General features: G+C 44.4%; 21 protein-coding genes and 1 pseudogene. 9 read left to right on the forward strand and 13 right to left on the reverse strand.

From position 1 onward, the window contains the following. The first annotated feature begins 13 nt into the window (after positions 1 to 13). The 3 genes from larE to I592_RS14840 are packed head-to-tail and all read left to right on the forward strand — an operon-like array spanning position 14 to position 2,629. Positions 14 to 850, forward strand: a complete 837-nt coding sequence (gene larE / locus I592_RS14830) for an ATP-dependent sacrificial sulfur transferase LarE (RefSeq protein ID WP_010779399.1) — start codon at positions 14 to 16, stop codon at positions 848 to 850. A 6-nt stretch (positions 851 to 856) separates the two neighbouring features. After that, entirely contained in the window at positions 857 to 1,579 is a 723-nt protein-coding gene (locus tag I592_RS14835) for an MIP/aquaporin family protein (RefSeq protein ID WP_010779398.1), read from the forward strand. 54 nt (positions 1,580 to 1,633) lie between these two features. Then, positions 1,634 to 2,629 carry a HoxN/HupN/NixA family nickel/cobalt transporter gene (locus I592_RS14840; RefSeq protein WP_010779397.1) on the forward strand — a complete coding sequence of 332 codons (996 nt, stop codon included), beginning with the start codon at positions 1,634 to 1,636 and terminating at the stop codon, positions 2,627 to 2,629. A gap of 152 nt (positions 2,630 to 2,781) precedes the next feature. Here the strand turns inward: I592_RS14840 and I592_RS14845 are convergent, their stop codons facing one another. From I592_RS14845 to rplM, 5 genes are all read right to left on the reverse strand, one after another. Beyond that, positions 2,782 to 3,987: an ABC transporter permease gene (locus tag I592_RS14845; RefSeq protein WP_016250199.1), complete on the reverse strand. Its 1,206-nt coding sequence runs from the start codon at positions 3,985 to 3,987 to the stop codon at positions 2,782 to 2,784. Continuing rightward, on the reverse strand, positions 3,984 to 4,661 hold the full coding sequence (locus tag I592_RS14850; protein WP_016250200.1) for an ABC transporter ATP-binding protein: 678 nt from the start codon (positions 4,659 to 4,661) through the stop codon (positions 3,984 to 3,986). The genes I592_RS14845 and I592_RS14850 overlap by 4 nt, the downstream gene beginning before the upstream one ends. Next, complete coding sequence (locus tag I592_RS14855) at positions 4,654 to 5,799, reverse strand: efflux RND transporter periplasmic adaptor subunit (protein WP_016250201.1); 1,146 nt, start codon at positions 5,797 to 5,799, stop codon at positions 4,654 to 4,656. The genes I592_RS14850 and I592_RS14855 overlap by 8 nt, the downstream gene beginning before the upstream one ends. Positions 5,800 to 5,973: 174 nt before the next feature. Beyond that, positions 5,974 to 6,366 (reverse strand): 30S ribosomal protein S9, encoded by a 393-nt coding sequence (rpsI, locus tag I592_RS14860; RefSeq protein WP_010779392.1) that lies wholly within the window; start codon positions 6,364 to 6,366, stop codon positions 5,974 to 5,976. A 16-nt stretch (positions 6,367 to 6,382) separates the two neighbouring features. After that, positions 6,383 to 6,811 carry a 50S ribosomal protein L13 gene (gene rplM / locus I592_RS14865; protein ID WP_071875867.1) on the reverse strand — a complete coding sequence of 143 codons (429 nt, stop codon included), beginning with the start codon at positions 6,809 to 6,811 and terminating at the stop codon, positions 6,383 to 6,385. Between the two features lie 352 nt (positions 6,812 to 7,163). Between rplM and I592_RS14870 the strand changes: the two genes are divergently transcribed. Both I592_RS14870 and argH read left to right on the forward strand, forming a co-directional pair. Beyond that, positions 7,164 to 8,372: an argininosuccinate synthase gene (locus I592_RS14870; RefSeq protein WP_010779390.1), complete on the forward strand. Its 1,209-nt coding sequence runs from the start codon at positions 7,164 to 7,166 to the stop codon at positions 8,370 to 8,372. Between the two features lie 375 nt (positions 8,373 to 8,747). After that, positions 8,748 to 10,118: an argininosuccinate lyase gene (gene argH / locus I592_RS14875; protein ID WP_010779389.1), complete on the forward strand. Its 1,371-nt coding sequence runs from the start codon at positions 8,748 to 8,750 to the stop codon at positions 10,116 to 10,118. 35 nt (positions 10,119 to 10,153) lie between these two features. Here argH and lacD read toward each other — a convergent pair whose 3' ends face one another. From lacD to pfkB, 4 genes are read right to left on the reverse strand one after another with little or no spacing between them, the layout of a single operon-like run. Further along, entirely contained in the window at positions 10,154 to 11,128 is a 975-nt protein-coding gene (gene lacD, locus I592_RS14880) for a tagatose-bisphosphate aldolase (RefSeq protein WP_010779388.1), read from the reverse strand. Next, positions 11,125 to 11,583, reverse strand: a complete 459-nt coding sequence (locus I592_RS14885) for a fructose PTS transporter subunit IIA (protein WP_010779387.1) — start codon at positions 11,581 to 11,583, stop codon at positions 11,125 to 11,127. The genes lacD and I592_RS14885 overlap by 4 nt, the downstream gene beginning before the upstream one ends. Before the next feature lie 13 nt (positions 11,584 to 11,596). After that, the gene (locus I592_RS14890; protein ID WP_010779386.1) at positions 11,597 to 13,039 is read right to left on the reverse strand and encodes a PTS fructose transporter subunit IIC; all 1,443 of its coding nucleotides are present in this window, start codon (positions 13,037 to 13,039) and stop codon (positions 11,597 to 11,599) included. Then, positions 13,021 to 13,971 carry a 1-phosphofructokinase gene (pfkB, locus tag I592_RS14895; protein WP_010779385.1) on the reverse strand — a complete coding sequence of 317 codons (951 nt, stop codon included), beginning with the start codon at positions 13,969 to 13,971 and terminating at the stop codon, positions 13,021 to 13,023. Before pfkB ends, I592_RS14890 begins: the two co-directional genes overlap by 19 nt. 149 nt (positions 13,972 to 14,120) lie before the next feature. Between pfkB and I592_RS14900 the strand changes: the two genes are divergently transcribed. From I592_RS14900 to I592_RS14910, 3 genes are read left to right on the forward strand one after another with little or no spacing between them, the layout of a single operon-like run. After that, positions 14,121 to 14,870, forward strand: coding sequence for a MurR/RpiR family transcriptional regulator (locus I592_RS14900; protein WP_010779384.1), 750 nt, complete (start codon positions 14,121 to 14,123; stop codon positions 14,868 to 14,870). A 34-nt stretch (positions 14,871 to 14,904) separates the two neighbouring features. Beyond that, complete coding sequence (locus I592_RS14905) at positions 14,905 to 16,437, forward strand: DUF1538 domain-containing protein (RefSeq protein ID WP_010779383.1); 1,533 nt, start codon at positions 14,905 to 14,907, stop codon at positions 16,435 to 16,437. Beyond that, entirely contained in the window at positions 16,424 to 17,134 is a 711-nt protein-coding gene (locus I592_RS14910; protein WP_010779382.1) for a hypothetical protein, read from the forward strand. The genes I592_RS14905 and I592_RS14910 overlap by 14 nt, the downstream gene beginning before the upstream one ends. 57 nt (positions 17,135 to 17,191) lie before the next feature. Here I592_RS14910 and I592_RS14915 read toward each other — a convergent pair whose 3' ends face one another. After that, a complete protein-coding gene (locus tag I592_RS14915; protein WP_010779381.1) occupies positions 17,192 to 17,659 on the reverse strand; it encodes a Dps family protein in 468 nt (155 codons plus the stop codon). Positions 17,660 to 17,771: 112 nt separating this feature from the next. Between I592_RS14915 and I592_RS14920 the strand changes: the two genes are divergently transcribed. Next, the gene (locus tag I592_RS14920) at positions 17,772 to 18,461 is read left to right on the forward strand and encodes a prepilin peptidase (protein ID WP_010779380.1); all 690 of its coding nucleotides are present in this window, start codon (positions 17,772 to 17,774) and stop codon (positions 18,459 to 18,461) included. Here I592_RS14920 and msrA read toward each other — a convergent pair. From msrA to rpoC, 3 genes and pseudogenes are all read right to left on the reverse strand, one after another. Continuing rightward, positions 18,458 to 18,982 (reverse strand): annotated as a pseudogene (gene msrA / locus I592_RS14925) (peptide-methionine (S)-S-oxide reductase MsrA). The gene I592_RS14920 and the pseudogene msrA overlap by 4 nt on opposite strands. A 123-nt stretch (positions 18,983 to 19,105) precedes the next feature. Further along, a complete protein-coding gene (locus I592_RS14930; protein WP_010779378.1) occupies positions 19,106 to 20,206 on the reverse strand; it encodes an LCP family glycopolymer transferase in 1,101 nt (366 codons plus the stop codon). Between the two features lie 249 nt (positions 20,207 to 20,455). Continuing rightward, on the reverse strand, positions 20,456 to 24,109 hold the full coding sequence (gene rpoC, locus I592_RS14935) for a DNA-directed RNA polymerase subunit beta' (protein ID WP_010779377.1): 3,654 nt from the start codon (positions 24,107 to 24,109) through the stop codon (positions 20,456 to 20,458). Between the last annotated feature and the right edge of the window lie 76 nt (positions 24,110 to 24,185).

The raw sequence follows: 24,185 nt of genomic DNA on the forward strand, positions 1-24,185 counted from the left end.
AAGAAGCCTTCAAATGACCTTATTAAAAGAAAAAGAAAAAAAGCTGCAAGCAATTTTATCCCATTATCAAAAAGTCGTCGTTAGTTTTTCCGGCGGGATCGACTCGACACTCGCATTAAAGGAATCTCTCGACACACTAGGCAAAGAAAATGTTCTCGCTGTCGTTGCCGACTCTGAATTTTTTGCGGACGATGAATACGAAGAAGCCCTTCAATTAGCCGAAGAAATGGGTGCGCGGGTGATGGGGGTGCAACTAGATTATTTAGCAGATGAGCATATCAAAAACAACCAGCCGGATTCGTGGTATTACATGAAAAAAATCTTCTATACCAAGCTGACAGAAATCGCCGAAGAATTTGGGGCAAATGCTGTAGTTGACGGCATCATCATGGATGACGGCGCAGATTTCCGACCAGGTCTTCGCGCGAGGAATGAAGCAGGAGCGGTCTCCATTTTGCAGCAAGCGACCCTTTACAAAGACGAAGTCCGCCAGCTCGCACAACTCTTAGGCTTGAAAAACTGGAACAAGGCCCCCTCATGTTCAGTTTCCTCACGCTTTCCCTACAATACAAAATTGACGAGCAAAAAGCTGCGGCAAGTCTTAGCTGCTGAAAAATATTTAAAGGAACTAGGATTTCCTACGGTACGAGTCCGTGTCCATAAAAAATTGGCCCGCATCGAAGTCCCTGAAGAAGCTATCGCGCAAGTGGTGGCTCAACGCGCCGCGATCACTAAAAAATTAAGCGAACTAGGCTACGACTATATTTCAGTCGATCTTGACGGTTTTATCAGCGGTCGAATGAATCAGACACTTTCAGAAGAAGAAAAATCAACCATATTAGCGGGGTAGAAAAAAATGCATGACTCATTATTTATACGTTCCCTCACCGAACTGATGGGCACAGCCATTATGGTCGCTTTGGGAAATGGTTCGGTAGCAAATGTTGAACTACGTGGAACAAAAGGCTTTCAAGGCGGCTGGATCTTGATTGGTTTTGGGTACGGGATCGGTGTGATGATCCCTGCCCTCATGTTCGCTGCCATATCTGGCGCCCAGATCAATCCAGCCATGACCATCGCCTTAGCCGTCAGCGGCAGCTTTCCTTGGAAAGACGTACTGCCCTACGTTCTTGCGCAAGTCCTCGGTGCAATTTTAGGACAGTTGCTCGTCGTCTTCGCCTATAAGCCTTATTATGATCAGACTGAAAATTCCGAAGCGATTTTAGCGACCTTCGCAACGATCGATGCCGCAAACAGTAAATTAAACGGATTTATCAATGAATACATCGGCACTTTTTTATTAGTATTCGGCGCACTATTCATCACGGCTGACACGATCGACCCCCGTGCCGACTTTCTTGGCTTAGGGTTCTTGGTCATGTGTTTAGTCATCTCTTTCGGCGGGCCTACTGGACCCGCACTAAATCCCGCTAGAGATATAGGACCCAGACTTTTGCACGCCTTGTGGCCTTTTAAATTTAAAGGAAGCTCTCAATTCAACTATAGCTGGGTCCCAGTCCTTGCGCCCATTTGCGGTGCCATCACTGCTACGATGCTGTACAAACTCATCGTCAACTAAAGGCCGTTCAGCCGGCACCTGTCGCTGGACTGCTTTTCCTGAAAGGAGATACTCATGAAAAAACAGATAGGGATCGCTTCTGCTCCTTATTACTTAGCCATTTTAGCCCTGCATCTTTGTACGTTCTCATGGCTATGGGTGATCGCAAGACAAAGACCCTCTCTGATCGGTTTAGGACTTGTCGCCTATACATTGGGCCTGAGGCACGCATTTGATGCCGATCATATTGCCGCGATCGATAATACCGTCAGAAAATTAATCCATCAGAAACAAAAATCCTGCGGCGTAGGTTTCTACTTTTCCTTGGGACACTCAAGCGTGGTGCTCCTCATTATTTTTTTAGTTAATCTATCTGCTGATTTTTTTAAAGAGCATTTATCTTTCTTAAAAGTATTGGGCGGAACAGCAGGGGGCATCATCTCTGGAACATTCTTACTCTTTCTAGCTATCAATAACTTGATCATTCTTATCCATCTGATAACTATCCGTAAGAAAAAAACAGACGAACAACTCGAACACGAAAACGTGGAAAATCTCTTAAATTCAAGAGGAATACTGGCAAAAATTTTGACGCCCTTTTTACATATGGTCACGAAAGCCTGGCATATGTACCCCATCGGTTTCCTATTCGGCTTAGGCTTTGATACCGCTACGGAGATCGGTCTGATTTCTCTTTCTGCCGAAAACAATCACACACTGATAGGCTGGAACAGCATGGTCTTTCCGTTATTGTTCGCAGCAGGGATGTCTCTCATGGATACCAGTGATTCCGTCATGATGTCCGGCGCATACAATTGGGCCTTTGCCATGCCCGAACGTAAAATGAACTACAATCTGATCGTCACCTCTGTCTCAATCATCGTGGCCTTTACGATCGGAGCAGTCGAATTGGCGCAAGTCGGAATCAGCACCCTAGGACCCCTCAACAACTTTGGGCTCTGGATCTCAACGATCGATTTTAATAAAGCCGGAATCTACATGATCCTTCTGTTCGCTGCCCTCTGGCTCGGCTCCTACTTTGTGTGGCAAGTCAGAAAAGCGAACGCGTGATGAATTGAAAAGTATTCATTAAACAAACAGAACTTCCCTTCAAGCTAAGCCTTAGTCATTGGACTACGCCTAGCTTGAAGGGAAGTTCTTATCTATTTTTAAAACACCGTTCCTTGAGCAACGGTTACCCGCGACCCAATCTGAATTTTCTGCTATTTCAATATATCGATCAATTCTTTTTTCGCGGCTGCTGAAGCGGGCAAGTAGCTGAAGCATACGCCGATCACCACGGAGGTCCCAATCGAGATCAGCACGGTCATCATGTCTGGCCGCACAGAAAACGGCAAGGCAAAGGACGCTGCGAAAGCAATCAAAATACCAAGAATATACCCAATCACTCCGCCGCTCACTGTCAGAACGATCCCTTCAAATAGAAATTGGCGCTTGATCGACTTCGCATTCGCACCAAGTGCACGTCGAATACCGATTTCCTTGGTCCGCTCAGAAACAGAGATGTACATCATATTCATGACGCCCACGCCGGCAATAAATAGCGAGATTGCTGCGACTGCACTGATGAAAAGAGTCATTTGATCCAGCATAGATCCCAACTGCTTGATTTCAGAAGTCGGATCATAGGCTTGATACTCCCCCTGCGCCCGACTTTCTCCGTTCATGTTCAACTGCTTTAAGACTTTCGTCATCGCTGTATCCTGATTGACCCCTGTATTAAATTTAAGGGCCAATACGGAATGGTCGTCTTTTTTTCCTAAATAATGCGTATAGGTTTTTTTCGGAAAATAAGCAAGCGGTTCATAATTTTGCGGCCCGATCTCTCCAGAAGTATTCGCCGAAACACCCACAACGGTAAAGACTTGCCCCTTTAACTCGAACCCGTTATTTAACGCGGCCTCCTTCGACCCAAATACTTGCTTTGCGACCGCCTCATCAAGAACGACCACCTTATTTAGCCCATCGCTGTCCGCGGCGTTCAATTGGCGACCAATTAAAAGAGACACGGCGGTTTCTTTCGCCGGATGGACTGTCATCGTTAATTTTGTATTTTTATCATAAAAATCAACGGTAGGATTCCCGTCCTTCTTCATCGCTTTGTAATAAGAAACCTCCTTCACTTCTGGAAGGTTGGCGACCATATTTTTATCGGTCTGCGAGATCCCGCTATCTTCACTGACTAGATTATCAAAGTCGTTGTACTTGATGTTGACGTACTTCGTTTGTCCAGTTTCATCCGCGCCCGTCGTCTCAGATAAAATATTTCGTTTAAACCCATTTCCTAAAGCCACGATCGTAATCACGGCGGCAATTCCTATAATAATACCCACCATCGTTAAAAAACTGCGGCGTTTGTTCTTGAAGATCGAACGAAAGGCAGTCCGCCAGAGAATGTATTTTCTCATGATTGCAGCACCTCCTCGATCATCTTTCCATCTCGGATTTTCAATAAGCGGTCACAGTAGGCGACTGTCTCTGGATCATGCGTCACCAAGATGATCGTCACCCCTTCCTCATTCAACTGCTTGAACAATTGCATGATGTCCTCTGTTGTATGGGTGTCTAGCGCCCCCGTAGGTTCATCCGCAATAATAAAGTTGGGACGATTGATCAATGCTCGGGCGATCGCCACACGCTGCTGCTGCCCACCGGATAACTGCTTCGGCAATTGATCTAACTTGTCTGCTAATCCGACCCTAGCCAACGCATGCTTTACTTTCTTCTGCGTCTCATTGTGTTTCGCACCGCTGTACAAAAGAGGCAATTCAACATTTTCCGCAACCGTTAAATTCTCGATCAAACTAAAATTTTGAAAAACGAAGCCAACAGAACGATTCCGTATCTCAGACAATTCATCGTCTTTGAAATGCGTGATCTCCCGACCATTAAACAAATACTCCCCTTCAAACTGTCGATCGATGAACCCCAGCAAATTGATCAACGTGGATTTTCCTGAGCCAGAAGGCCCCATAATAGCCACAAATTCTCCAGCTTCGATTGAAAAATTAATGTCGTCTAAAACAGGCACTCTTGTTTCCCCTGTTTCATAATACTTATAGATATGTGCCAAGCTAATCATTGGCACTCACCTGAACTTCTGATCCGTCCTTCAACGCGTCATCTGGATTTTCAATGATTTGATCCTTGTCCTTCAATCCTTTTTGAATGATCGTGCGCCCATTGACAGCCAACGTTTGAACGACCGTTTTCTTCGCTTTTCCATCCTCATACTTATAGACATATTGTTCATTTCCTGTTTTCTTAAGTGCAGACGACGGTAATAGAAGCTGTTTTTGCTGCAACGTGATCAATGTCGATAAATCATCCGTCCAAGGGAAATTCCCCTCCACAGTAAATGCATAAGAGGCAACATTGCTGTTGTCCCCGCTCGTCGGTATAGCACTCGCAGCAATCGATTTAATCGTTCCCTCCACTTTTTTGTCATTGCCCACCGTCGTGACCTGAACGGTTTGCCCCGGCACCAATTTGTCTAGATCGTATTCCGTGACGGTACCTTTGACTTGCTTTTCTTTGCTGGAAACTGCGACTACTGGAACCTCTGGAGAGCCCTTTCCCTTTTCATCCACAGACGCCACGCCCGCAATTTCAGCACTCACCGTCGCTGACGCTTGCTTTTGCTGCCCAGCAAGCACATCTTTAGCAGATTGGACTTCCTCATAAGCCCCCTGCACCGCAAAACGAGACTGACTCAACTGGTCATTGGCCGTCTGCAATTCCCCTTGCTGCTGCTTTAATTGTTCATTCAAAGCAGCCTTTTCTTCCTCATCTTTCGCACGAGCCAGCTTCTGCTGCGTCTCACCAATTTGATTCGATAGCGTTTTCACTTGTCTTTCCCCAGCAGCAACAGTCGCTTCAGCCTGAGACGCATCAAGAGAACTCTTATTCACCGCATGCTGCTGCGTGATCGTTTCATTTTGAGCCGTATCATTCTGATACTCGATCAAAGGCGTGCCCACCGCCACTTCTTGCCCATTGCTTACAGGAACATTTTTGATCGTTCCTTTATTCGCATCTAAAAAATAAAGCTGACGCTTCAACGGTTCCACTTTCCCCTTCAACTGCAAAGGATCTGCTGTTTTTACTGTATACACCTGATACGAAGCTGCATCCTTTTTACCACCGAATGCAAAAAAAGCACCCCCTGCTATAACCAAACCAGTGACGCCAGCAATAATGATCTTTGTCTTCTTCTTCATGTCCATCCCCCAAATTAATCGTTCTATCCTCAGTTTATAGGGGGACGCCCCTCTCCAACATCGAATCCTCTTTCTTTAAACGAACAAAAAAGTAATATTGAAGAACACGTTTATTTCCATACAAAAAAACACTTTCCAAAAATGGAAAGTGTTTTGATCTTCTGTATAAACGGATTAACGTTTTGAGAACTGTGAAGCTTTACGGGCTTTCTTAAGACCTGGTTTTTTACGTTCAACCATACGTGAATCACGAGTAAGCAATCCAGCGCGTTTTAGTGGTGCACGGAAATCAGGATCTACTTCTAATAAAGCACGTGAGATACCGTGACGGATAGCGCCGGCTTGACCTGCGTAGCCCCCACCATCAACGTTTACAAATACATCGTATGAACCAGCAGTTTCAGTAACACCAAATGGTTGGTTGATTACTAAACGTAGGTCAGCATGTGGGATATATTCTGCAACGTCTTTTTTATTTACAGTAATTTTACCAGTTCCTGGTACTAAACGTACGCGAGCAACTGCATTTTTACGACGGCCTGTGCCGTTATATTGAACTTGTGCCAATGAATTTCCCTCCTATTTAAATTAAGTTTGTGATGTCTAATACTTCTGGTTGTTGTGCTGCATGTGGATGCTCTGCTCCACCGTATACGTGAAGTTTCATGCCTTGAGCGCGGCCTAAAGTGTTTTTAGGGAGCATACCTTTAACAGAAGTTTCGACCAAACGGCGAGAATTTTTAGCACGCAATTCGCCTGCTGAGATTGATTTCAATCCACCAGGGAAGTTTGAGTGACGGTAGTAAATCTTGTCAGTTGCTTTCTTACCTGTTAATTTGATTTGATCTGCATTAATTACAATTACAAAATCACCAGTGTCAATATGTGGTGTGAATGTTGGTTTATTTTTTCCGCGTAGTACAGATGCAACAACTGTTGAAAGACGTCCTAAAGGAACATCAGTTGCGTCTACTACGTACCATTTGCGATCTACTTCGCCTGGCTTAGCCATATATGTTGTACGCACGTTTTTTTCCTCCAATTTCAATTTCGAATGTTTGACAAACACTTGAGTTTCCGGGGCTCTTGTGGGGCAAACAATACCATTTACCATAATACTTGCAAAGCCTTGTCATGTCAATGTTTTTCTCCTTGAAAACGCAAAATAGTTTCATTTCTTTATGTTTCTTCTACTATACAGTTTCTTTCGATATATACAGGTAATAATGAATAAAGAAACGAAATATCAAAATATTTTTGCATAAATATTTAAAAAGTGCTTGCTTTTTGTATTTTACGATGCTAATATGGCTTCAACACATTAATTAGAATTTAATGAAAAAGCGATAAGGGAGCAATGCAGGATGAAACAAAAAGTGATTTTAGCCTATTCAGGTGGTTTAGATACGTCTGTCTCTATCAAATGGCTCGTTGACGAAGGATATGATGTGATTGCGTGCTGTTTAGACATCGGCGAAGGCCGCGACACGGAGTTTATTAAGAATAAAGCGTTACAGGTCGGAGCAACTGAATCTTATGCCATTGATGCTCGTGAGGAGTTCTCACAGGATTTCGTTTTGATCGCCTTGCAAGGAAACACCTACTATGAGAATTCTTACCCATTGGTTTCTGCATTGTCTCGCCCGCTGATCTCGAAGAAATTGGTTGAGTTGGCTCATGATACTGGAGCAACGACCATCGCTCATGGCTGTACAGGAAAAGGAAACGACCAAGTCCGTTTTGAAGTTTCCATCGCCGCACTTGATCCGAACTTGAAGATCATCGCGCCGGTCCGTGAGTGGAAATGGTCCCGTGAAGAAGAGATCAATTATGCCGCTGAAAAAGGGGTACCGATCCCTGCTGATTTGGACAATCCTTATTCGATCGACCAAAACTTATGGGGACGTGCCTGCGAATGCGGCATCTTAGAAGATCCATGGGCCACACCGCCCGCGGGTGCTTACGCTATTACTGCTGAATTAGAAGATACGCCTGATAAACCGACGATCGTTGAGATCACTTTTGAAAAAGGCGTACCGACAGCTTTAGATGGAGAAGAACTTTCTTTAGCTTCATTAATTATGAAATTGAACACACTCGCTGGTGTCCATGGCATCGGCCGAATCGACCATATCGAAAACCGTTTAGTGGGAATCAAATCTCGTGAAGTGTATGAATGTCCAGGTGCAGAGGTGTTGATGAAGGCTCATAAAGAACTGGAAGATTTGACTTTTGTCCGTGAAATGGCGCACTTCAAACCCGTGATCGAACAGCAATTATGCCAAATGATCTATGATGGCCTCTGGTTCAATCCAACGATGGATGCCTTGATCGCCTTCTTAAAGCAATCACAAGAAGTGGTAAATGGCGTATTGCGTGTGAAACTATTCAAGGGCAATGTGATCGTTGAAGGACGGAAGTCTGACAACAGCTTATACAACGAAAACTTGGCGACGTATACTTCAGCCGACACCTTCGATCAAGATGCAGCGATCGGCTTCATTAAACTCTGGGGCTTGCCAACAAAGGTGAACGCAGAAGTACAAGCGGAAAGCAAACAAACAACTGTCTAGTCGCAAGAACGGCTAGACAGCTATGAAAGTGCAAGAGAAACCAGATGTGAGGCGGCTTTTACTTGCCGGTAAATAAAGCCGTCCGGTTTCACATCTTGCCATTGCTCTTAGGAGAGTTTCTTTTCCTGTCAGGAAATAAGGAAACCAGCAATGTTTTCATCCTGAGGTGTCTGAAAAGATGCCTCCTCCCTAAAGAACACGTTTTACGAACACGTGCTGCTTTTTGCGCGATGATTATTCTGTCTAACATCAGGTTTAGCAGTCATCGGATAGCCACTTGCGCAAAAAGCCCGTTCGTAAAGCTGGATAGTAAAAAAAGACCGTCTATGCGGTCTTTTTTGTTAAAAATTCGCAGATAAAAGTGAGGATAAACCAATGGCAAAATTATGGGGTGGACGCTTTGATGGAAAAAACGAAGCATGGATCGACGCATTTGGCGCTTCGATTCCCTTCGATCAGCAATTAGCGTCACAAGATATCACCGGCAGCTTAGCCCATGTCAACATGCTTGGCGAAACAGGCATTATTACGAAAGAAGAAGCGCAGCAAATTTCCGCTGGATTGCACATCTTAGCAGAAAAAGCCTTACAGGATGACCTTCATTTTACGATTGAAAATGAAGACATTCATTTAAACTTGGAAAAAATGCTTCACGACGAGATCGGACCTGTCGCCGGCAAACTCCACACTGCCCGCAGCCGAAACGATCAAGTCGCCACCGATATGCATTTATACTTAAAGGAACATTTACAGGCGATCATTGAAAAAGTGCATCATTTCAGAGCTGTCCTAGTCAATAAAGCCGAAGAGCAGATTGATACGATCATGCCGGGTTATACCCATTTGCAGCATGCACAGCCGATTTCTTTCGGTCATCATTTAATGGCGTATTACGGCATGCTTACCCGCGATCAGGCACGACTGGAAGAAAGTATGAAGCGTGTGGATATTTCCCCCTTAGGATGCGCGGCCTTAGCAGGAACGACCTTCCCGATCGACCGTCAAATGACCGCAGATGAACTTGGGTTTAGTGATCTATATCGAAACAGTCTTGACGGTGTCAGTGATCGTGACTTCATTCTTGAATTTTTGAGCAACAGCTCGATCTTGATGATGCATCTTTCACGTTTTTGTGAAGAGATCATTCTTTGGTGCAGCCATGAATTTAAGTTTGTCGAACTGACAGACACCTTCTCGACAGGCAGCTCGATCATGCCGCAAAAGAAAAATCCTGACATGGCCGAATTGATCCGGGGAAAATCTGGACGAGTGTTTGGTGATTTGATCGGCTTATTAACCGTGATGAAGGGATTGCCACTGGCGTATAACAAAGATCTGCAGGAAGACAAGGAAGGCATGTTCGATACCGTCCACACGTTAGCAACAAGCCTAGATATCATGGCGGGTATGATCGACACGATGAAGGTGCACACGCAAACCATGCACGATGCCACAGAAAAAGATTTTTCCAACGCAACGGAATTAGCCGACTATTTGGCAACAAAAGGTGTTCCCTTCCGTCAAGCCCATGAAATCGTTGGGAAGCTGGTCTTAGCTTGTACACAAAAAGGCATCTACTTACAAGATGTCCCATTGGAAGACTATCAAGCCATCAACGCTGTGATCGAAGACGACATCTATGACACGCTGTCCTCCAAAACAGCAGTGACTCGTCGTCATTCCTTCGGCGGTACGGGCTTTGATCAAGTCAAAAAACAAATTGCATTCGCCAAAACAGAGCTATAAGAAAAAACGACTATCCGAGTGGGATAGTCGTTTTCTTATACATTGGTATAAATAGATGTCGCGGTTTCTTTTAATACCGCATTTAATTCTTCAATATTTTTTCTCCCTTGCTCAGACAGCCAGGTGATAGCTTGCTCGTCCCCTTCTTCTACAAAAGGCGCGACACCATTGGCCCAAGTTGCCCGGCCGCATAAAACGCCGTTAAAGGTTGAGCCGGACTGCTTCGCAAAGCGCAACGTTTCCTGGAACAATTCTGCACTCACTCCTGCACTTAAAAAGATGAATGGCAATTCTGTCGCGTCCGATTGTTCTTTGAAATAGGCTGCTGCTTCGGAGCGACTGTAGCAGACCTCTTGTCCGTATCCCTCAACATAGTTCATCGTTACGGGTACTTCCACTTTTAACACATCGACTTGATAACGCCCTTGCGAAAATTCCCGCATCGCCTCGATGACTTTCCGCGGCTTCATTTTCGCATATTCCACCGATGTCGTGTCTGTGATCGTCGCGTCATAGGAAACGATCTCTAAGAAAAACGGTAGATCCTCTGCTGTACATTCTGAACCGATCCGTTCCATGTACGCGCGCTTTTGCTCATTGATTTCTTCCGGTTCATCCACATCATAATAAAGCAGGAATTTGCACGCATCGGCACCAGACTCCTTCAGGCGTTTGACAGACCAAACATTTAGCACATCTGGCAATCGTCCTGGCGTGGTCGCATCATAGCCTGTTTTTTCATAAGCAAGCAACAAGCCGCAAGTCTGCTCACGCGCTTGGGCTGCGGGCAAGCCATATTCTGGGTCTAATAAGATCGCGGAGGCATAGGGTGTTAATTGCTGAGAGACCAGTTCCTTAAATTTAATGACATCCTCTGTCGTCGCTTCTTTATACTTGCCGATCATTTTTTTCAAGGCCCCTCGTTGGTCGATCGCCAACGCCCCGATGATCCCCTCTTCATTCGTTAATTGGTCTAAATACTTCTTTTTCCCTGTACTCATTGTCTTCATTTACGATCTCCTATGTTTTCATTTAATAATGTCACGATATCTTTTTCCGTTTGTGCTGCGTTTAATTGCTCCGTTACTTCCTTTCGCATCAATAACCGTGCAACCGCCGACAATAGTTTTAAGTGGGTCGTTCCAGCTTCCGAGTCTGGAATGAACAACGCAATGACAAAATTTATCAATTGGCCATCCATGCTGTGCCACTCGATCCCTTGTTCCAAGGTAACGATGAGGAGACTGGGTTCAACGATGGAGGCATCTTTGGCATGAGGAATCGCAAACCCGTCCATCATTCCTGTCGTGCCCTCGTTTTCTCGTTCAACCAGCTTTTGAAAAACTTGCTCTTCCTCAGTAGCTATCCCCAACTGAACAACCTGTTTTGCTAAAAACTCGAAAATTTCTTTTTGTGTCGCTAACGCTTGATCTAAAAAGACATTTTCTTCTCGAAGCATTTCCATCCTGACTTCCTCTCTATTCTGCGATCGCTGATTTATCTGCTTGTTCGGCGTTCGCTTTCTTTTCCTTTGCCGCGACACTGCTTTTTTGAATCAATCCTAGAATGACTCCGCCGACGATGGAACCAATTAAAATAGAAAGGACCCATTGGATTTTCCCCGTTACGACTGGCAGTACTAAGAAGCCGCCGTGTGGTGCTGGTACTTGGACACCGAACATATAGGTCAGTACCGCCGCAATAGAAGACCCTAGCATCATTGTTGGCAAGACCCGAATCGGATCTTTTGCAGCAAATGGAATCGCCCCTTCCGTAATATGCGTGGAGCCGAGAATGAAATTGACTAATCCCGCATTCCGATCATTCGTATCAAAATACTTGCCAAAAAAGAGCGTGGCAAATCCTGTGATCAGCGGCGGTGCAATACAGGCCGCAGAAACGCCAGCCATAAAGGTCGTGTTTCCCTGAGCCAACAAGGCTGTCCCTGTAACATAGGCTGCCTTGTTGATCGGCCCGCCCATATCAAAGGCACACATACAGCCGACGATCACTCCTAGAACCAATGGATTCGAATGTTCAAATCCAGCTAAGAAGCTCATCATTCCCTCGTTCACGGCTTTCATCGGGCCTGCCAATAAAGACATGACGATACCAATGACAGCTACTCCGATCACTGGATACAGGAAGATTGCTTTCAGCCCATCTAGCTGTTTCGGTAGAACATCCAAAACTTTTTGCAGCAGTAAAATGAAATAGCCTGCTAAGAAACCAGCCAAGATCCCGCCTAAGAATCCAGTCCCGCCATTCATCGCAACGATACCGCCGACAAAACCGACCACTAATCCTGGACGTTTAGCGATGCCTTCAGCGATATACGCGGCCAACACAGGAACCATCATTCCCATCGCCGCATCACCGACACTTTTCAGCATTGCCGCCGTCGCGTTGTACTGTGCATTGTCTGGATCAAACGAATAAATTCCCCAAACAGCAAAAGATATCGCGATCAACACACCGCCAGCAACGACGAAAGGCAGCATATGGGATACCCCATTCATCAAGTTCTTATATATGCTGCGCCCAAAGCTGGTCTTATTTCCCGTTTCCTGCTCCAATGCATCCACAGCCTGATTCTCAGCAGAAAGAACACCTTTTCCAGCCAAGGCGTCATCGATCAAACGTTCCGCGTCTTTGATGCCGGTGCTGACAGAGACATCAATGATTCGCTTCCCCGCAAATCTTTCTGGATGCACGTCTTTATCCGCTGCGATAATGACTGCCTCAGCCTGCTTGATTTCCTCTGGAGTCAACTCATTTTCGACACCAATCTGTCCATGTGTCTCAACCTTGATCGTGATTCCTTTCTTTTTAGCGGCTTGTTCCAAAGCTTCTTGAGCCATATAGGTGTGAGCAATGCCTGTCGGACAACCAGTTGCTGCAATTAATTGATAATTTCCCATGTTTGTAACTCCTCTTCTTTGATTTCAATTTGTTTGCTTAATTCTTCCACATCTAAAAAATCGGTCAATCCCTTGCGAAACGCTGTGGAGCTTCCAGCAGCCAGACTTTTTCTTAATGTTTCTTCTAACGGCTGCTCCGATAAATACCCCGCCAAAAACGTTCCTAATAATGTATCGCCGGCACAAGCAGTATTCACGACTTTCCCCTTGGGCGAATTGCCTCGAAGGATTTTTTCTTGTGTAAAGAAAATGGCTCCTTTTTCACCAAGAGACAGCAGTACATTTTGTGCCCCTGCTTCCAATAATTGCTGCCCATAAAATAAATAAGCTTCTTCAGTATCGATCACTTGTCCAAACCAATCAGACAATTCCTCCTCATTGGGCTTCAGTAAAAAGGGATGGTACGGCAGACAATCCATGATCTCGTGATAACTGCTATCAATAATTAAGTGAACGCCTCGCTCCTGGCAGATACGACTGATCTCCACTAAAATCCCAGGCTCCACGCCTTTTGGCAAACTCCCCGAAAAGCAAAGGTAATCGTCTGCTTTAAGACTTCTGATTTGAGTCAAAAATTCTTGGACTTTTTCAGGCGGGATCGCTGGCCCCTGATTGACTAATTTATACTCCTCCTCCGTTTGATTGACTTGCGTGAAGACATTGATGCGGGTCATGCCCGGAACCTCAATAAATGCTGTATTGATTGCTTTTTCCTGTAAATAGTCTTCTATATAATTCCCTGTAAATCCCGCACGAAACCCCAAAGCAGTAGTGGGCGTTCCCAACATGTTCAATATGAGGGACACATTCACCCCTTTGCCGTTCGCTTGTATGTCATCGTCTTTCGTTCGATTTACGGTAAAAGGAATCATGGTATCTGTTTCAATAAATAGATCAATCGCTAAATTCATAGTGCATGTATAAATAGACATGAATGATGACCTCCTTGACCTTATTATGAGGGATAAGACGTAGAAAAGGTTTTCACGATCAAGAGATTTCCATGAAAAGCTTTACATTTTTTCACGAAACGTGATACTTTTTAAGTAGCGTTACATGTGAAAGAAGGGTAAACGAAACCATGGACTCTAAATTGAGCAGTACTGAACACTATCTTTGGGACTTTGTTGAAAGTCATATTCTCGAGATCCCCAACTATTCCATCGTCAAACTGAGTGAACAAGCCAATGTTTCCACGGCCACGATCGTTCGCACGATGAAAAAGAAAGGCTATGAAGGATTCACCGCCTTTAAGCATCATTTAAAGGAGCAGGAAAATAAAAACATCAATTTTTCTTCTTTAGATAAGGTAGACAAAGGCATTCGACAAGCGATCCTCAAAAATGAACAAGAAGTGGTTCGTACCATTAACATGATGAAAATCGGAAATATTGAGGACGCCATCCAAAAAATCAAATTTGCGGAACGGGTCATTATTTTTGCCAGAGGGTTCTCAGAAATGATCGGACAGGAAATGATGGTAAAATTTCAACTGACCGGAAAAAATTGTCAGATGCACACAGATCCAGAGATCATCAAAAATATCAGCCGAAAATTAACGAAACGAGACATTGTCCTGTTCATTTCCTTGAACGGGGAGACGAAGGAGCTCGTAATTGCGGCTAAAAATTGTTACGATGCGGAGATCGGCACGATCTTACTAACGGCAAGCAACACGTCCAGTCTAATGAACTATTGTGAAATTCCTTTAGTTGGCTTCAAATCCGAAGGTTCCTACTTCCCCGATTATGAAGTTCGTTCAAGATTGCCGCTGCAAATCATCGCACGTATTTTACTCGATTCCTATGCGCTGCGCGTCACTGATAATTGAACTACGTACAGAACTCAGTCAAAGGAGTGAATCAATGAATCAAAAATTAAAAGAGAATATTTCTGAATCCTTATCCTCTGTCCTCCCGATCACAGTGATCGTTCTATTCGTAAGCGTCCTTTTAGTCCCGATGGAAATCGGGACATTCGCGATGTTTTTAATGGGGGCTGTCATGCTGATCATCGGCATGGGATTCTTTCAGCTAGGTGCTGAAATCGCCATGACACCCCTCGGAGAAGGGATGGGGGTCCAATTATCCAAAAGTAAAAAAATCGGCATCCTAGCAGTGAGTGTGTTTATTATCGGCGCTGTTATTACGATCGCCGAACCTGACCTGCAAGTGCTGGCGGATCAAATGCCCGCCATTCCCAGCGATTTATTAGTGTGGACCGTCGCCATCGGGGTCGGGCTTTGTCTAACGATCGCTGTCTTACGGATTTTATTTAAAATCAATTTATCCTTGATACTAATGATTTTGTACGTTGTCGTGATTTTGCTTTCCTTCTTAACCCCAAATGATTTCGTTCCCGTAGCCTTTGATTCCGGCGGGGCAACGACTGGTCCCATTACTGTCCCTTTCATTCTGGCATTAGGCGTTGGTCTGGCTTCTGTTCGTAGTGACAAAAATGCTTCCGAAGACAGCTTCGGACTCGTCGCTATCTCCAGTATCGGACCTATTCTGGCAGTATTGCTGCTAGGGATCTTTTTCCGACCTACCGATGCCTCTTACTCGCCTATTGAATTTTTGAACGTCACCACAACACAAGACGTCATGCGTGAATTTATGTGGGAACTGCCCCATTACGCAAAAGAAGTCTTCATTTCCATCCTCCCTATCGCTCTTTTATTTTTTATTTTTCAATTAATCAGCCGACGCTACCATCATCGACAATACCTGCGAATGATCGTCGGACTCATCTATACCTATATTGGCTTGGTCCTTTTTCTAACGGGCGTGAGTATCGGCTTCGCACCTGTTGGCAGTCTGCTGGGCAGCGAATTAGCGACAAGCCCATTCAAATGGCTGCTGATCCCGATCGGCATGCTGATCGGCTACTTTATCGTAAAAGCAGAACCGGCGATCCAAGTTTTGAACCATCAAGTCGATAATGTCACAGGCGGGGCCATTTCCGCGACTGCTATGAATGCCAGCCTTTCGATCGGTGTCGCCATCAGTGTCGGATTGGCAATGTTGCGGGCATTGACTGGACTCAGTATTTACTGGATCATCATTCCCGGGTACATCATCGCCTTACTTCTCTCCAGATTCGTTCCGAAACTATTTATCGGGATCGCCTTTGACTCTGGCGGTGTCGCCAGCGGCCCCATGACCAGCACCTTTCTCCTGCCTCTTTGTATAGGGGTCAGCGAATCCCTTGGCGGAAATATCATGGCGGATGCCTTTGGGGTCGTAGCCCTTGTCGCATTGACGCCTTTGATCGCGGTGCAGATCATGGGTCTCGTTTATAAATGGAAGGACGCACGCGCGACAGGAAATGCCGCGTTATCTGTAGAAGAACTAAATGAAATTGAAGAATGGGAGGACTCCGAGGATGACACAGAATAAACCTGCGATCCGAATGCTGGTCTTGATTATCGGCCACAAGGATACAAAAAAGGCGCATGCGATCTTTGATGCCCACAATGCCCCCGTCCAATATCTCTGTATTGGTGAAGGAACAGCAACAAGCGAAGTCATGGATGTTTTAGGCTTAGGAATCTCTGAAAAAGTTATTCTCTTTTGTCCTGTTTTAAAACTTCAAGTACCGGAGCTGTTCCGCGCACTCGCTGAAGGGCTGTGTTTGCATAAACCCAATCGAGGGTGCGCATTCACATTTCCTATCTCAGGAGCAAGTTCATATATCAAGAAAATTTTGGCCTCTGAACTGCCAAAAACGAGTCAGAAGGAACATGAAGGAGAGGAAAGACAAATGATTCATGAAGCAAAGCATTGTTTACTGATGGTCACTATCAATCAAGGATTTAGCGAAGAGGTCATGATCGCGGCCACTGCGGCTGGTGCTGCTGGCGGAACCGTTGTCCATGCCCGCCGACTGGATTCTCAAGAAACACTAAAAAAATGGGGCATCAGTGTTCAGCCAGAAAAAGAAATGGTGTATATCTTAGTCGAACAAGAAAAGAAATTGGCGATCATGAAAGCCATCAGTGAACAGTGCGGACTGCTCAGTGAGGCGCAAGGAATCTTAATGTCTATTCCTGTAGATGGTGTGATCGGACTAAACATAGATACACCCTCTTCATAAAAAAAAGAGGCACCTATCGAATTCACGATAGGTGCCTCTTTCCATTTTTAAATAGACTTACGCATCAATTTCTGGTGCTTTTCCTAAATGTGCTTGGATCATCCAAATACGTTTTTCAGTCGCTGTTTTGAATTCGATGAAGATATCTTGTGTTGGATCATCGCCTTCTTCACCAGTAACTTCAATTCCTTTTTGGTAAAGATCTGCTAAATAACGGTAGCCTTCAACAAGTGTTGACAAGCGTTCTTCCATCGTACGATCCCAACGTCCTACTTCATCAGGAATCTTTGTTTGGTCAGCCATTTCACGCAATGTTGAAAATGGTGAGCCGTCTAATGTGATCAAGCGTTCTGAGATTTCATCCAATTGATCATTCACATCATCCATAAAATCATCCATCATTGGGTGTAATGTCAAGAAACCAGGACCACGCATATACCAATGTGTTTGGTGAATGACCATGGACATTTGACTCAAGTCTGCAACTAGTTGGTTCAGTACTTCTTTTGTTTTTTCGAATTTCATTCCTTTATACCTCCTAATTTTTGCTCCAATAAAAGCATAATACAATTATGGCAAAAGCACAAAGGAAATGCTGTAAAATTGATTTTTTTTCGTACTTTATTTGAGAAGGAAGGTGAAAAAAATCATACACTTTATTTTTGGCACAATCATTGGCTCCTTTTTAGCTGTCGTTTGCTCCCGCATCCCAAAAGGAGAATCCCTGCTTTCCCCACCGTCACATTGCGAACACTGCGGACACACACTTAGACCAGTGGAACTGGTCCCGCTGGTCTCCGCCGTCTTTCTGCGCTTTCGTTGTACACAATGTCATCAGCCATTTCCTGCAAGGAGCTTTTGGATAGAACTCGGATGCGGCATTTTATTTGCGATCTTCTTGCCGAATTTTCAATGGGTCGCTCTCTGGCAACTCTTTTGGTTGCTAAGCACCTTGGTTTTAGCAGTGATCGACTGGGATTATTTGATTGTCGAGATGCGGATTTTTTATTGTACAGGGGGGCTGCTGCTGCTCAGCGGGGCATATCTATTTCATCTGAATTGGCTTCACCCGCTGATCATCGGGGCTCTGTTTTATCTTAGTCAAAAAATTCTCCCAAACAGCTTAGGTCTGGGAGATCTTTGGGTGATTGGTTTGTGGAGTTTCTTTTTGTCTGGCTACGAACTGCTGCAGATCTTATTCATTGCTTCATTCAGCGGCTTGGCCTTTTTCGCTCTGGAAGCCTTTCGAAAAAAGAAGCCAAAACAGCTTCCTTTTCTCCCCTTTTTGTTTATCGGGCTGCTATTCCTGCTGATCAAAAAGCATTAAGCCTCCCAATGCTGACGAATAAAGCCTTTGCGTCCTGACCCTTCACTATACGCATTGTAGTGCCCAGGATTTTTTTAATAAAAGTCTTGGTGATACTCTTCCGCTGGATAAAAGGGTTGTGCCGGTTCGATTGAAGTCACAATAGGTTCTTTGAAGCGTCCGCTAGCCTGTAATTGTTCCTTCGAAGCTTCGGCCGCTTCTTTTTGTTCCATGGATGCATAAAAAATGGCCGGACGATAAGAATCTCCGCGATCCGCAAATTGTCCAAAAGCGTCTGTCGGATCTGTTTGCTGCCAATAAATATCTACCAATTGCCGATACGAAATAACAGATGGATCAAATGTGATCTCGACTGCCTCTGTGTGACCTGTCGTACCGCTGCAAACTTCTTCGTACGTCGGATTCGGTACGTGCCCGCCTGTATATCCTGAAACCACGGCCTTGATGCCAGGCATTTGGTCGAATGGTTTCACCATACACCAAAAGCAGCCGCCGGCAAAAATTGCTTTTTCTTCTTTCATGAGAGAATCCCCCTTTTGACTTCATCATAACCAATTTGAGAGAAATTGAAACGAATCTGCTCAACCGATTTTTCCAAAATAAAAAAAATAGCGGCTGCCGAAATTTTGGCAGCCGCTATTTTCCTAATAATTGTCCTTATCAATTGGATACAGGATCTTTCCGTAGCCAGTATAATCGTAATGTGTTCCCGCGCTTATTTTGTCTACCTCGCTGTCATCAAAGAATAATTGATTGTCATCGTCTTCATCTAAGTTCGGTAATTTTTTCTTCGTTGGCAGTCCCAACTGTTTCTTCACGACGTTTTGTTCTTCCAATAAATTGTTCAATCCCAGGACTTGGAAGTAAATGTCGTTGATCATCTCACCTTGTCCCTCTACTTGTGTTTGCTTGATATTCTCAGCCGCTGGTGTATAGTCTTTTGCGACAGTCAGCATCTCGTTCCAAGTAAGGTCTGTCCGCACGTAATCTTCTACTGCACGTAAATATTTTTTATATTTTGTCACAGAATCAACGGAGAGGATTTTATGGACAAGCTTTGAAAGGATCTCCCGTTGTCGCGCTTGCCGGCCGACATCTCCTTTTGGATCTTCGTGGCGCATCCGCACATACTCTAATGCGTGCCGGCCATCTAAGATCTGCTCCCCTTTTTTCACATGCACCCCATCTAAGGTAAAGTCGATTTTATTGTCGACTTCGATCCCTCCAACGGCATCTACTAATGTTTTTAATCCCTTCATATTGATCTCAATATAGTGATCCACCGGGACATCCATCATTTTTTGGACAGATTCAATCGCCATTTTTGTTCCGCCCAACGAATACGCCGCATTCAATTTATCATAATAGGTATCCCCTTTGGCAACGTAATTGTTCTCATCGCCTTTATACCCAACGATCTGCGTATAAATGTCTCGATCTAGACTGGTCATCAAGGTTTGTTTTTCTTTCGGATTGATCGTGACCAACATCATCGAATCCGAACGCCCTTGGTATGTTCGTCCCTTGTCTCCCGTATCCGTCCCCATCAAGAGAATAGAAAAAGGCTCGCCGCTTTTTAAATCCACTGCGTCTGATCGCTTGCTCTTATAGTCAATTTTTTTTGTCATTTTAGTGATTGCCTGATCCACATCGTTATTTACTTTCAATAAATAGACAGTGGCGCCTCCGACAAATAGTACAATAATTCCAATGACAATCAAGATGATTTTCTTTGTTCTGCTCATGTAGCACCTCAAAAATTTTTACGTCTCCGTAGAGTTTCCGTCATTTTCTCACAAAAAGACCGTTGGCAATAGCATTTGCCTGATGCTCTAAACGAAATTTAATATCTGTTTAAAGTGACCGCTCTCATTTTGCCAGATACCTTCCTATAATAGCGCGAAAACAAAAAGACCACAAGATTCTTTTGAATCTTGTGGTCTTACATGTTAACTATACCTAGCTTCATAAACGAATTCGTGAAGCCTTTGGATTTAGTTTAATGGATTGTTCAAAGCGTCTTCCGCAGCCATTTGTGCTTCAATATCAGAGATACTGTAAACATTTTCGCTAGCTACAACGACTTCTTTTGGTTCCATGTTACGGTAAGTAGCCATACCTGTACCAGCAGGAATGATCTTACCGATGATAACATTTTCCTTCAATCCAAGTAACGGATCTTTCTTACCGCGAATCGCAGCATCCGTCAAGACACGTGTTGTTTCTTGGAAGGATGCAGCAGATAAGAAGCTGTTTGTTTCCAATGAAGCTTTCGTGATACCAAGCAAGACTGGACGAGATGTCGCAGGTGTGCCGCCAGCAACTAAGGTATTGTAGTTTTGATCTTTAAAGTCAGCAATATCCAGCAATGTACCTGGCAAGATATCTGTGTCACCTGGGTCCATTACGCGGACTTTACGCAACATTTGACGAACCATTACTTCAATATGCTTATCGCCGATTTCTACCCCTTGCATCCGGTAAACACGTTGTACTTCACGAAGCAAGTATGTTTCAACTGAGATCACATCGCGGACTTGCAGCAAGTGTTTCGGATCGATCGAACCTTCTGTCAATCGTGCACCACGGTGGATCATATCCCCTTCAACGACCTTCATACGAGAAGTATACGGAACAGTGTAGGTACGAGTATCGGTTTCACCTTTGACAGTAACTTCCTTCGTACGTGTCGCAGCATCTTCAGCGATCTCAACAACTTCACCCGTCACTTCAGTAATGACAGCTAGACCTTTAGGATTACGTGCTTCGAAGATTTCTTGGACACGAGGAAGACCTTGTGTGATATCATCTCCGGCAACCCCGCCGGTATGGAATGTACGCATGGTCAACTGAGTACCTGGTTCACCGATTGATTGCGCGGCGATCGTACCAACAGCTTCACCAACTTCAACGTCGTCACCAGTCGCCAAGTTGCGGCCGTAACAATGTTTACATACACCATGTTTGGTATTACATGTGAAGACGGAGCGAATCGTTAATTTCTCAACGCCAGCGTCAATTAGACGTCTCGCATCTGCTTCACTGATCAATGCATCTGCAGGCAATAGAACTTCGCCTGTTTCAGGATGTTTTACAGATTTTTGTGTATAACGTCCAACTAAGCGTTCTTCCAAGGATTCGATGATCTCGTTTCCTTCACGAATCGCAGAGATTTCAAGACCACGGTCAGTACCACAATCTTCTTCACGTACGATAACATCTTGGGCAACGTCAACCAAACGACGAGTCAAGTAACCTGAATCGGCTGTCTTCAAGGCAGTATCGGTCATCCCTTTACGCGCCCCGTGAGTCGAGATAAACATTTCCAAGACAGATAGACCTTCACGGAAGTTTGAGATGATCGGCAATTCCATGATTTGTCCATTCGGAGCGGCCATCAATCCACGCATACCAGCAAGCTGAGTAAAGTTGGAGATGTTACCACGGGCTCCAGAATCAGACATCATGAAGATTGGGTTCTTCGCATCTAAGGATTCCATTAGTCGTTGTTGGATTTCATCTTTGGCTGCATTCCAAACGGCAATAACACGTTCATACCGTTCATCATCCGTGATCAATCCACGACGGAATTGTTTCGTGATCGTGCCAACTTGTTTGTGGGCATTGTCGATGATTTCTTGTTTTTCAGCTAGCGCCATGATATCTGCGATACCAACAGTCATACCAGCATGTGTAGAATGTTTATATCCTAAGTCTTTCATACGGTCCAACATCATTGATGTATCAGTGACTTTGAAACGTTTGAAGACTTCAGCGATGATATTCCCAAGATTTTTCTTCTTGAATGGCAAGATGATTTCTTGTTGTTTGATCGCTGCAGGAATATCTGCACCTTTTTCGACAAAGTATTTGTCAGGTGTATATTGTGTCAAGTTGAAATCAGTCGGTTCGTTCAAGTAAGGGAACTCTTGCGGCATGATCTCGTTGAAAATGATTTTCCCAACGGTAGTGATCAGCATACGTTCCTTTTGTTCTTCTGTGAATGGTTTGTCGCCTAATGTATTAGGGTCAACAGCCACGCGTGAATGCAAGTGAACATAGCCATTGCGCCATGCTAAAACAGCTTCATTCATGTCACGGAAGATCATTCCTTCCCCTTCACGGCCTTCTTCTTCCATTGTTAGGTAATAGTTACCTAAGACCATATCTTGAGATGGTGTAACAACGGGTTTTCCGTCTTTAGGGTTCAAGATGTGAGTTGCAGCTAACATCAGCATACGAGCTTCTGCTTGCGCTTCTTCACCTAGAGGTAGATGGACAGCCATTTGGTCACCATCGAAATCGGCATTGTAGGCTTCACACACAAGTGGGTGAAGACGAATGGCACGACCTTCAACTAAGATCGGTTCAAACGCTTGGATACCTAATCTGTGCAATGTAGGTGCCCGGTTCAGTAAAACAGGGTGTTCTTTAATAACTTCTTCTAGAACGTCCCAAACAACGTCTTCTTGACGTTCGATTTTACGTTTCGCATTTTTGATATTTGAGGCAATTTCACGTTGGACTAATTCTTTCATTACGAAAGGTTTGAACAATTCGATCGCCATTTCTTTTGGCAGACCACATTGATACATTTTCAAGAACGGTCCAACAACGATAACGGAACGAGCAGAGTAGTCAACACGTTTACCCAGCAAGTTTTGACGGAAACGACCTTGTTTCCCTTTCAACATGTGAGACAAAGATTTCAATGGACGGTTACCTGGTCCAGTAACTGGGCGACCACGACGACCATTATCGATCAATGCATCCACGGCTTCTTGCAGCATCCGTTTTTCATTTTGAACGATGATGTTTGGTGCATTCAAGTCTAACAAACGTTTCAAACGGTTGTTACGGTTGATGACACGACGGTATAGGTCATTCAAGTCAGAAGTCGCAAAACGACCACCTTCTAATTGAACCATCGGACGTAGATCTGGCGGGATGACAGGGATAACATCCATAACCATCCAGCCTGGCAGGTTGCCAGAAGAACGGAAAGCTTCTAACACATCCAAACGACGAATAGCGCGTGTACGCTTTTGTCCTTGAGCGGTTTTCAACTCTTCTTTTAATTCTGCAGATTCGCCATCTAGATCGACTTGATCTAATAATTGTTTGATGGCTTCGGCACCCATAGCCGCATGAAATTCTTGACCGTATTGATCCCGTTTTTCACGGTATTCACGTTCAGTCAATAATTGTTTCTTTTCTAAACTAGTATTCCCTGCATCGATCACGACATAAGATGCAAAGTAGATGATTTCTTCTAACGCACGTGGACTCATGTCTAACACAAGACCCATCCGAGAAGGAATTCCTTTGAAATACCAGATGTGTGTTACAGGCGCTGCTAATTCAATATGGCCCATACGTTCACGACGAACTTTCGAACGTGTAACTTCGACACCACAACGGTCGCAGACGATTCCTTTATAACGAATCCGTTTGTATTTCCCACAGGCACATTCCCAGTCTTTGGTTGGCCCAAAAATTCTTTCATCGAATAACCCTTCGCGTTCAGGTTTTAGTGTACGGTAGTTAATGGTTTCCGGTTTTTTTACTTCACCGTATGACCAGCTTCTGATTTTTTCAGGAGAAGCCAAACCTATTTGCATACTTTCGAATTTATTTACATCGATCAAAAGGGTTTCCCTCCATTTCATTTTATCGTAAGTCAGCTAACAACTAGCTGACTTACATATGCATAAACGGTGTTCC

This window comes from Enterococcus gilvus ATCC BAA-350 (assembly GCF_000407545.1).
GTDB lineage: Bacteria > Bacillota > Bacilli > Lactobacillales > Enterococcaceae > Enterococcus_A > Enterococcus_A gilvus.

What these genes read in the sequence shown, in the direction of transcription:
- larE (WP_010779399.1), top strand. Translation starts at nt 14, where the DNA reads ATGACCTTATTAAAAGAAAAAGAAAAAAAGCTGCAAGCAATTTTATCC.
- I592_RS14835 (WP_010779398.1), top strand. Translation starts at nt 857, where the DNA reads ATGCATGACTCATTATTTATACGTTCCCTCACCGAACTGATGGGCACA.
- I592_RS14840 (WP_010779397.1), top strand. Translation starts at nt 1,634, where the DNA reads ATGAAAAAACAGATAGGGATCGCTTCTGCTCCTTATTACTTAGCCATT.
- I592_RS14845 (WP_016250199.1), bottom strand. Translation starts at nt 3,987, where the DNA reads ATGAGAAAATACATTCTCTGGCGGACTGCCTTTCGTTCGATCTTCAAG.
- I592_RS14850 (WP_016250200.1), bottom strand. Translation starts at nt 4,661, where the DNA reads ATGATTAGCTTGGCACATATCTATAAGTATTATGAAACAGGGGAAACA.
- I592_RS14855 (WP_016250201.1), bottom strand. Translation starts at nt 5,799, where the DNA reads ATGAAGAAGAAGACAAAGATCATTATTGCTGGCGTCACTGGTTTGGTT.
- rplM (WP_071875867.1), bottom strand. Translation starts at nt 6,811, where the DNA reads ATGGCTAAGCCAGGCGAAGTAGATCGCAAATGGTACGTAGTAGACGCA.
- I592_RS14870 (WP_010779390.1), top strand. Translation starts at nt 7,164, where the DNA reads ATGAAACAAAAAGTGATTTTAGCCTATTCAGGTGGTTTAGATACGTCT.
- argH (WP_010779389.1), top strand. Translation starts at nt 8,748, where the DNA reads ATGGCAAAATTATGGGGTGGACGCTTTGATGGAAAAAACGAAGCATGG.
- lacD (WP_010779388.1), bottom strand. Translation starts at nt 11,128, where the DNA reads ATGAAGACAATGAGTACAGGGAAAAAGAAGTATTTAGACCAATTAACG.
- I592_RS14885 (WP_010779387.1), bottom strand. Translation starts at nt 11,583, where the DNA reads ATGGAAATGCTTCGAGAAGAAAATGTCTTTTTAGATCAAGCGTTAGCG.
- I592_RS14890 (WP_010779386.1), bottom strand. Translation starts at nt 13,039, where the DNA reads ATGGGAAATTATCAATTAATTGCAGCAACTGGTTGTCCGACAGGCATT.
- pfkB (WP_010779385.1), bottom strand. Translation starts at nt 13,971, where the DNA reads ATGTCTATTTATACATGCACTATGAATTTAGCGATTGATCTATTTATT.
- I592_RS14900 (WP_010779384.1), top strand. Translation starts at nt 14,121, where the DNA reads ATGGACTCTAAATTGAGCAGTACTGAACACTATCTTTGGGACTTTGTT.
- I592_RS14905 (WP_010779383.1), top strand. Translation starts at nt 14,905, where the DNA reads ATGAATCAAAAATTAAAAGAGAATATTTCTGAATCCTTATCCTCTGTC.
- I592_RS14910 (WP_010779382.1), top strand. Translation starts at nt 16,424, where the DNA reads ATGACACAGAATAAACCTGCGATCCGAATGCTGGTCTTGATTATCGGC.
- I592_RS14915 (WP_010779381.1), bottom strand. Translation starts at nt 17,659, where the DNA reads ATGAAATTCGAAAAAACAAAAGAAGTACTGAACCAACTAGTTGCAGAC.
- I592_RS14930 (WP_010779378.1), bottom strand. Translation starts at nt 20,206, where the DNA reads ATGAGCAGAACAAAGAAAATCATCTTGATTGTCATTGGAATTATTGTA.